Source organism: Halochromatium sp. (genome assembly GCF_054919635.1).
The window spans coordinates 1-7462 of the sequence record NZ_JBUDPI010000176.1; the positions used below are offsets into that span (position 1 = coordinate 1).

General features: G+C 61.5%; 17 protein-coding genes. All 17 read right to left on the reverse strand.

The window, feature by feature from the left end:
* Positions 1 to 155, reverse strand: a 155-nt coding sequence (gene rplF, locus ACY693_RS11435; RefSeq protein WP_462321965.1) for a 50S ribosomal protein L6, incomplete at its 3' end; no start/stop codon positions are given.
* Between the two features lie 11 nt (positions 156 to 166).
* Entirely contained in the window at positions 167 to 565 is a 399-nt protein-coding gene (gene rpsH / locus ACY693_RS11440; protein WP_462321953.1) for a 30S ribosomal protein S8, read from the reverse strand.
* A gap of 129 nt (positions 566 to 694) precedes the next feature.
* Positions 695 to 1000, reverse strand: a complete 306-nt coding sequence (rpsN, locus tag ACY693_RS11445) for a 30S ribosomal protein S14 (protein WP_462321954.1) — start codon at positions 998 to 1000, stop codon at positions 695 to 697.
* A gap of 15 nt (positions 1001 to 1015) precedes the next feature.
* Positions 1016 to 1555 carry a 50S ribosomal protein L5 gene (gene rplE / locus ACY693_RS11450; protein ID WP_462321955.1) on the reverse strand — a complete coding sequence of 180 codons (540 nt, stop codon included), beginning with the start codon at positions 1553 to 1555 and terminating at the stop codon, positions 1016 to 1018.
* Between the two features lie 4 nt (positions 1556 to 1559).
* Entirely contained in the window at positions 1560 to 1877 is a 318-nt protein-coding gene (rplX, locus tag ACY693_RS11455) for a 50S ribosomal protein L24 (RefSeq protein WP_462321956.1), read from the reverse strand.
* 2 nt (positions 1878 to 1879) lie between these two features.
* Positions 1880 to 2248: a 50S ribosomal protein L14 gene (gene rplN / locus ACY693_RS11460; RefSeq protein ID WP_200240825.1), complete on the reverse strand. Its 369-nt coding sequence runs from the start codon at positions 2246 to 2248 to the stop codon at positions 1880 to 1882.
* A gap of 91 nt (positions 2249 to 2339) precedes the next feature.
* Complete coding sequence (rpsQ, locus tag ACY693_RS11465) at positions 2340 to 2600, reverse strand: 30S ribosomal protein S17 (RefSeq protein WP_462321957.1); 261 nt, start codon at positions 2598 to 2600, stop codon at positions 2340 to 2342.
* Positions 2597 to 2818 (reverse strand): 50S ribosomal protein L29, encoded by a 222-nt coding sequence (rpmC, locus tag ACY693_RS11470; RefSeq protein WP_462321958.1) that lies wholly within the window; start codon positions 2816 to 2818, stop codon positions 2597 to 2599. Before rpmC ends, rpsQ begins: the two co-directional genes overlap by 4 nt.
* A complete protein-coding gene (rplP, locus tag ACY693_RS11475) occupies positions 2818 to 3231 on the reverse strand; it encodes a 50S ribosomal protein L16 (protein ID WP_462321959.1) in 414 nt (137 codons plus the stop codon). The genes rpmC and rplP overlap by 1 nt, the downstream gene beginning before the upstream one ends.
* Positions 3232 to 3234: 3 nt before the next feature.
* Entirely contained in the window at positions 3235 to 3909 is a 675-nt protein-coding gene (rpsC, locus tag ACY693_RS11480; RefSeq protein ID WP_462321960.1) for a 30S ribosomal protein S3, read from the reverse strand.
* 3 nt (positions 3910 to 3912) lie between these two features.
* On the reverse strand, positions 3913 to 4257 hold the full coding sequence (gene rplV, locus ACY693_RS11485) for a 50S ribosomal protein L22 (protein ID WP_200240813.1): 345 nt from the start codon (positions 4255 to 4257) through the stop codon (positions 3913 to 3915).
* A 10-nt stretch (positions 4258 to 4267) separates the two neighbouring features.
* Positions 4268 to 4546: a 30S ribosomal protein S19 gene (gene rpsS / locus ACY693_RS11490; RefSeq protein ID WP_200343995.1), complete on the reverse strand. Its 279-nt coding sequence runs from the start codon at positions 4544 to 4546 to the stop codon at positions 4268 to 4270.
* Between the two features lie 21 nt (positions 4547 to 4567).
* Complete coding sequence (rplB, locus tag ACY693_RS11495) at positions 4568 to 5395, reverse strand: 50S ribosomal protein L2 (RefSeq protein ID WP_462321961.1); 828 nt, start codon at positions 5393 to 5395, stop codon at positions 4568 to 4570.
* Between the two features lie 111 nt (positions 5396 to 5506).
* Positions 5507 to 5815 carry a 50S ribosomal protein L23 gene (gene rplW / locus ACY693_RS11500; protein ID WP_462321962.1) on the reverse strand — a complete coding sequence of 103 codons (309 nt, stop codon included), beginning with the start codon at positions 5813 to 5815 and terminating at the stop codon, positions 5507 to 5509.
* A complete protein-coding gene (gene rplD / locus ACY693_RS11505) occupies positions 5812 to 6420 on the reverse strand; it encodes a 50S ribosomal protein L4 (RefSeq protein WP_462321963.1) in 609 nt (202 codons plus the stop codon). The genes rplW and rplD overlap by 4 nt, the downstream gene beginning before the upstream one ends.
* A gap of 2 nt (positions 6421 to 6422) precedes the next feature.
* The gene (gene rplC, locus ACY693_RS11510) at positions 6423 to 7076 is read right to left on the reverse strand and encodes a 50S ribosomal protein L3 (RefSeq protein ID WP_462321964.1); all 654 of its coding nucleotides are present in this window, start codon (positions 7074 to 7076) and stop codon (positions 6423 to 6425) included.
* A gap of 10 nt (positions 7077 to 7086) precedes the next feature.
* Positions 7087 to 7398: a 30S ribosomal protein S10 gene (gene rpsJ, locus ACY693_RS11515; protein WP_200343988.1), complete on the reverse strand. Its 312-nt coding sequence runs from the start codon at positions 7396 to 7398 to the stop codon at positions 7087 to 7089.
* Positions 7399 to 7462 lie beyond the last annotated feature (64 nt).

The following is a 7462-nucleotide window of genomic DNA, read 5'->3' on the forward strand; positions in this document are numbered from 1 at the left end:
GTGGTGACGACTGCACCGTCGATATCGACCTCGACGAACGGATGGATCGACCATGAGAGCGAGCCCTTAGGCCCCTTCACGGTGATATCCCGACCCGTCATCTGGACGTTGACACCCTTTGGCACCTGGACGGGCGCCTTACCTATTCTGGACATGACAACCTCCCTCAGGCGACGTAAGCCAGGATCTCGCCACCGTGCCCGGCCTTGCGCGCAGCACGATCGGACATCAGGCCCTGCGAGGTCGATACGATAACGACGCCGAGTCCACCCCAGACGTTGGGCAGCTCGTCCTTACCACGATAGATGCGCAAGCCCGGGCGCGAGACACGCTTCAGGTACTCGATGACCGGCTTACCACGATAGTATTTCAACTTGAGAACCAGCTGCGGACGACCCTTATCGTCATCCTCACTGGACACGTCGGCGATATAGCCCTCATCTCGAAGCAGATTGGCAATGGCCAGCTTCTTCTTCGAGATCGGCATCGAGATCGTGATCTTGCCGCGTGCTTGGCCGTTGCGGATGCGCGTCAGCATATCCGCAATGGGATCAGTCATACTCATTGGCTTACTCCGGGGTCAGGCCGCTTCTCAGAGCGCGATACCCTCTAGGGTTTCTCGATCTTGCCCGTCTCGAGACGGCAAGGTGACCGGAAGGTCGTCCGGTCAGGTTCCTTGGTATCCGTTGGCGGCCTACCAGCTGGCCTTGACCACGCCGGGCACATCGCCACGCATTACAGCCTCACGGAGCTTGTTGCGGCCGAGGCCGAACTTGCGATAGACCGCGTGCGGACGCCCACTCACACGGCAGCGACGCTGAATCCGTGATGGGCTGGCATCGCGAGGCAGCTTTTGAAGCGCCACCACCGCGGCCTCAACCTGCTCCGGATCGGCACTCCGATCATTGATGACAGCCTTCAATTGCGCACGCCGCTCGGCGTAGCGCTGTGCGATCTGTGCACGCTTCTGGTCGCGCGCGATCATGCTCTTTTTCGCCAACCTTGCCTCCGTAAATTAGGAACGAAACGGGAACTGGAAGGCCTCGAGCAGTGCGCGTCCTTCCTCATCGGTGCGAGCTGTCGTCGTGATGACCACATCAAGGCCGCGTACCGAGTCGATCTTGTCGTAGTCGATCTCTGGGAAGATGATCTGCTCACGAACACCAAGCGAATAATTGCCACGGCCATCGAAGGCCTTCGGGCTGAGCCCGCGGAAGTCACGGACGCGAGGCATCGCGACATTGATCAGCCGATCCAAGAACTCGTACATCCGCTCGCGGCGCAAGGTCACCTTGCAGCCCACTGGCCAGCCTTCGCGAATCTTGAATCCAGCAACCGACTTGCGTGCATTGGTGACGACCGGCTTTTGACCAGCGATCTTGGTCAGATCGCCAACCGCAAAGTCCATCACTTTTTTATCGGTGACGGCTTCACCGACACCCATATTCAGTGTGATCTTCGTCAGCCGCGGTACCTGCATCACGCTCTTGTAGCCAAAGCGCTCGCGCAGCTCGCCGACATACTTCTCGTTATAGAGTGTCTGCAACCTAGACATAGCCTTACCCAAGATCCACTTGTTCGCCGTCAGACTTGAAGATCCGGACCTTCTTGCCGTCCTCGAGCGTCTTGAAGCCGACTCGGTCCGCCCGACCGAGGGTCGGATTGTAGACACCCACGTTGGAACGATGCAGCGGCATCTCCTTATCGACGATCCCGCCCGGAATGCCCTTTTGCGGATTCGGCTTCTGGTGCTTCTTCGCCATGTTGACGTTTTCGACCACGACCCGGTCAGCGTCCATCTTAAGCACGGTCCCGCGCTTGCCTTTATCCTTACCGGCGATGACCATCACGTCATCGCCTACCTTAATCTTGTTCATGGTTAGAGAACCTCGGGCGCCAGCGAGATGATCTTCATGAAGCGCTCACCACGGAGCTCGCGCGTGACCGGTCCAAAGATACGGGTGCCGATCGGCTGGAGCTGGTTATTGAGCAGCACCGCCGCATTGCCATCAAAGCGGATGCGTGAGCCGTCTGGACGACGCACACCCTGGCGCGTGCGCACCACCACCGCATTGAAGACATCGCCTTTCTTGACCTTGCCGCGCGGGATCGCGTCCTTGACGGTAACCTTGACGACATCGCCAATACCGGCGTAACGCCGATGCGAGCCACCCAGCACCTTGATGCACTGCACCGAGCGCGCCCCGCTGTTGTCGGCCACGCTGAGGCGGGTTTGCATTTGAATCATTGTATGAACCTACCTTTGCAACTGCTAAGCGGAGGCCGACCTAAGCCTGGTCTGCACGTCCGGAGCGAGAGTCGATCCGCAAGGACCTCGTTTAGCGCGCGCGCTCCACGACCTCGACCAACCGCCAGCTCTTGGTTTTCGATAGGGGCCGGCACTGCTCGACGCGCACCCAGTCGCCCTTATTGCACTCGTTTGCATCATCGTGCGCGTGGACCTTGGTCGAGCGCCGCATGAATTTGCCATAGAGCGGATGTTTGACGCGGCGCTCGATGACGACGGTGATCGTCTTGTCCATCGCGTTACTGATCACCTGGCCGGTGAGCACACGGTTACTTTCGTTCTTCTCACTCATTGAACGGTCCCCGCCGCCACCTTGGTTTGCCCAGTCGTCTGCTCAGTCATCAGGGTCTTGATCCGCGAGATATCACGGCGCACAGCCTTGACCTGCGAGGGCCGCGAGAGCTGCCCCGTGCGCTGCTGCATCCGCAGGTTGAACTGCTCCTTGAGCAATTCGTGCAAGCGTTTCTCGAGCTCAGCAGCACCGAGAGCGCGTAGTTCTTGAGCCTTCATCAGAGCACCGTCCTCTTCTCGAATCGCGTCTGTACCGGCAGCTTGGCGGCAGCGAGCTGAAAGGCATCGCGCGCCAGCTCTTCGGAGACACCCTCAATCTCGTAGAGCATCCGTCCGGGCTGGATCAGGGCGACCCAGTACTCGACGTTACCCTTACCCTTACCCATACGAACCTCGAGCGGTTTCTTCGAGATCGGTTTGTCCGGGAAGACGCGAATCCAGAGCTTGCCGCCGCGCTTGACCTTGCGGGTGATCGCACGTCGGGCCGCCTCGATCTGACGCGCGGTCAACCGCCCGCGACCGACCGCCTTCAGCCCGAACTCACCGAACGAAACGTCACTACCGCTCTGCGCAAGCCCGCGATTGCGGCCTTTGTGCTGCTTTCGAAACTTTGTACGCTTTGGTTGCAGCATGGCTCAACCCTTCTTCTCGGTCTTGTCTTTGACACCGGCGCCGGGGAAATCCCCAAGGACCTCGCCACGGAAGACCCAGACCTTCACACCCAGGATGCCGTAGGTGGTCCGTGCTTCGGCGAAGCCATAATCGATATCAGCACGCAGCGTGTGCAACGGTACCCGGCCTTCGCGGTACCATTCCGAGCGGGCGATCTCGGCGCCATTCAGGCGGCCAGCGATATTCACCCGCACGCCACCGGCACCGGCCCGCATGGTGCCCTGCACCGCGCGTTTCATGGCGCGCCGGAACATGATGCGCCGCTCGAGCTGCTGGGCGATGCCTTCGGCAACCAGCTGTGCGTCGAGCTCGGGCTTACGGATCTCCTCGATGCTGATGTGGACCGGAATACCCATCCGCTCCGAGACCTCGGCGCGCAGCTTGTCGATGTCGCCGCCCTTCTTGCCGATCACCACGCCTGGGCGCGCTGTGTGAACCGTGATGTGCGCATTTCGCGCCGGACGGTTGATCTGGATGCGGCTGACCGACGCATTCGCGAGCTTCTTCTTCAAGAAGTCCCGCACCTCCAGATCGTTATTCAGCAGATCAGGGAAGTCCTTCGAGCTCGCATACCAGGTCGAATTCCAATCCTTGACGATACCGAGCCGAATACCAATTGGATGTACTTTCTGTCCCATGCCTCAACCCCGACCGTCGCGTTCTGCTACCCGGACACTAATGTGGCTGGTGCGTTTCAAGATCCGCGACGCTCGACCCTTGGCCCGAGCGCGCAGGCGCTTCATTGTCGGCCCCTCGCCCACCTGCACCTCGACGACGTGCAGCTGGTCAATATCGGCACCGGCGTTGTTTTCTGCATTGGCGATCGCCGACTCCAGCAGCTTGCGCAGCATGCGCGCTCCCTTCTTGGTGCTGAACGCCAGGTCATTGAGCGCTCGCTCAACGTGCTGCCCGCGGATCTGGTCTGCGACCAGCCGCGCCTTCTGCGCAGAGATGCGTGCGTACTTCAGTGTCGCTGCTGCTTGCATGCCAATTCCCCTAGCGCTTCTTGGCTTTGCGGTCCGCGGCATGGCCACGGAAGGTCCGGGTCAGCGCGAATTCGCCGAGCTTATGGCCGATCATGTTCTCATTGATCAATACCGGCACGTGCTGGCGGCCGTTATAGACGGCGATGGTCAAGCCGACCATCTCCGGCAAAATCATCGAGCGGCGCGACCAGGTCTTGATCGGCCGTTTACTGTTTTGGGCCACCGCATCCTCGACCTTCTTGGCCAAGTGATGATCGATGAACGGCCCCTTGCGGATCGAACGTGCCACGTGATCGCTCCTCGCGTTGTCTTACTTGCGCCGACGACGACGTACGATCATGCCGTCCGTACGCTTGTTGTTTCGAGTCTTATGGCCCTTGGTAGGAACACCCCAGGGGCTCACCGGATGACGTCCACCCGAGGTCCGGCCCTCACCACCACCATGCGGATGGTCGACCGGGTTCATCACGACACCGCGCACGGTCGGACGCACACCACGCCAACGGGTCGCACCCGCCTTACCAAGCTTGCGCAGGCTGTGCTCGCCGTTGCCGACCACGCCAATGACGGCGCGACAGTCGGCGTGCACCTTGCGCATCTCACCCGAGCGCAACCGCAGGGTCGCGTAGTCGCCTTCACGAGCGACGAGCTGCACCGACGCGCCGGCCGCGCGGGCCACCTGCGCACCTTTGCCGGGGCGCATCTCGATGCAATGCACCTCGGTGCCCACCGGGATGTTGCGCAGTGGCAAGCAATTTCCAGCGGCGATTGGTGCCGTCTCGCCAGCGATGACCGAGGCCCCCTGTACCAGGCCTTTCGGCGCGATGATGTAGGCGCGCTCACCGTCGGCGTACTTGAGCAAGGCGATATTGGCGCTGCGATTCGGGTCATATTCGATCCGCTCCACAGTCGCAGGCACACCCTGCTTGCGGCGCTTAAAATCGATGATGCGATAGCGCTGCTTGTGACCGCCACCACGGTGGCGCACCGAGATCCGGCCTTGGTTATTGCGCCCGCCGGTCTTCGACTTCTTCGAGACCAAGGCCTCATGGGGAGCGCCTTTGTGCAGCCCGGCCCCGGTGATCTTGACGACGAAGCGCCGGCCCGGCGATGTCGGATTTGTCTTAACGATAGCCATTGTCTGTTATCCGTGTCGTTGTGGGCCTTGACCGGCGGACTTCCGCTGAAGCATGGCGCGTTACGCGGCACCTATACCGCCTATTCGGCATTGCCCCTCGGGCACCGCTGATCAGGCACCGCCCCCAAAGTCGATATCATTTCCTGGCGCGAGGCGCACATAAGCCTTACGCCAGCCTGGCCGTTTGCCGAGCCGGGCGCCGAAGCGTTTCGCTTTACCTTTGACGTTCAGCACCTGAACCGAGTCCACCTTGACCTCGAACAGCAGCTCAACCGCCTGACCGATCTCGCGCTTGGTCGCCGTCGGCTCGACCCGGAATGCGTACTGCGCCGATTGATCAGCCGCCCGCGCCGCCTTCTCGGAGATGAGCGGCCCCAGCAAGACCTTCATGAGCCGCTCTTGATTGACACCCGCATTCATGACAAACGCTCCTCCAAACGGCGCAGCCCAGCCTCAGTGATGAGCACCTGCTCTGCAGCGACCAGGCTCACCGGATCGACGCCCGAGGCTGTATCGACCCAGACGCCGGGCAGATTGCGCGCGCCCAACGCCAGATTCTCATCGACCTCGTCGACCAGCACCAAGGCGCGCTCCAGGCCAAGCTCGGCCAGCTTCGCCAACACGGCCTTGGTCTTCGGGGTCTCAATCTTGAGCTCGGAGACGACGACCAGGCGATCAGCGCGGACCAGCTCGGAGAGGATCGAGCGAAGTGCGCCCCGATACATCTTGCGGTTGACCTTTTGGTCATAGCTACGCGGCTGCGCTGCAAAGGTCACGCCGCCGGTACGCCACAGCGGGCTGCGACTCGTACCAGCACGTGCACGACCGGTCCCCTTTTGCCGGTATGGCTTCGAGCCACCACCGCTCACAGCAGCGCGGTTCTTTTGCGCCTTGGTCCCGGCGCGTGCACCGGCCATATAGGCGGTCACCACCTGGTGCACCAGGCCCGGCTTATAGTCGGCGCCGAACACCAGGTCAGCGACCTGGACCGAGGACGACTCGGCGTTGCGAATAGCCAGCTCCATGATTAACCCTTTCGATTCTTCTGTTTCACCGAGGGCACCACCACCAGGCGACCACCAGCAGGTCCAGGCACGCCACCGCGGATCAGCAACAGGTTGCGATCGGTGTCGACGCGAACGACCTCGAGATTCTGTTGGCAACGGTTCACGTTGCCCATCTGTCCGGCCATCTTCTTGCCCTTCAGCACGCGCCCAGGGGTCTGGCACTGGCCGATCGAGCCAGGGGCCCGATGCGATAGCGAGTTGCCGTGGGTGCTGTCCTGGCCGCGGAAGTGATGGCGACGAATGGTGCCGGTAAAGCCACGTCCCTTGGTCACACCGCGCACATCAACCTTCTGGCCGGCTTCAAACAGGGAGACGTTGAGCTCGCTACCATCGGTGAGCTCTTCACCTTCGCCGGCCTCGAGACGGAACTCGCGGAGCGTGACGCCGGGCTCGACACCAGCCTTCGCGAAGTGGCCCGCCAGCGGCTGGGTCACACGTGACTTACGGCGACGCCCGGTGGTCACCTGAAGCGCGCGATAACCGTCCCGCTCCTCGGTCTTCGCCTGGGTCACGTGGTTGGGCTGCACCTCGATAACAGTGACCGGAATAGACTGTCCGTCGTCACCGAAGATGCGGGTCATGCCGGCTTTGCGGCCGATCACACCAATGGCCATCGTCTTAACCTCAGCTCAGTTTGATCTGTACGTCGACGCCGGCAGCCAGGTCGAGCTTCATCAGGGCGTCGACCGTCTTATCGGTCGGATCGACGATGTCCATCAGCCGCTTATGGGTGCGGAGCTCGTACTGATCGCGCGCGTCCTTATTGACGTGCGGCGAGATCAGCACGGTGTAGCGCTCATGACGCGACGGCAGCGGCACTGGGCCGCGCACCTGGGCGCCCGTGCGCTTCGCCGTATCGACGATCTCGCGTGCGGACTGATCGATCAGTCGATGATCGAACGCCTTAAGTCGAATGCGTATGCGTTGGCTTGCCATGCCCATTACTCAATGATCTTCGCGACGACGCCGGCGCCGACGGTACGGCCACCTTCGCGCACTG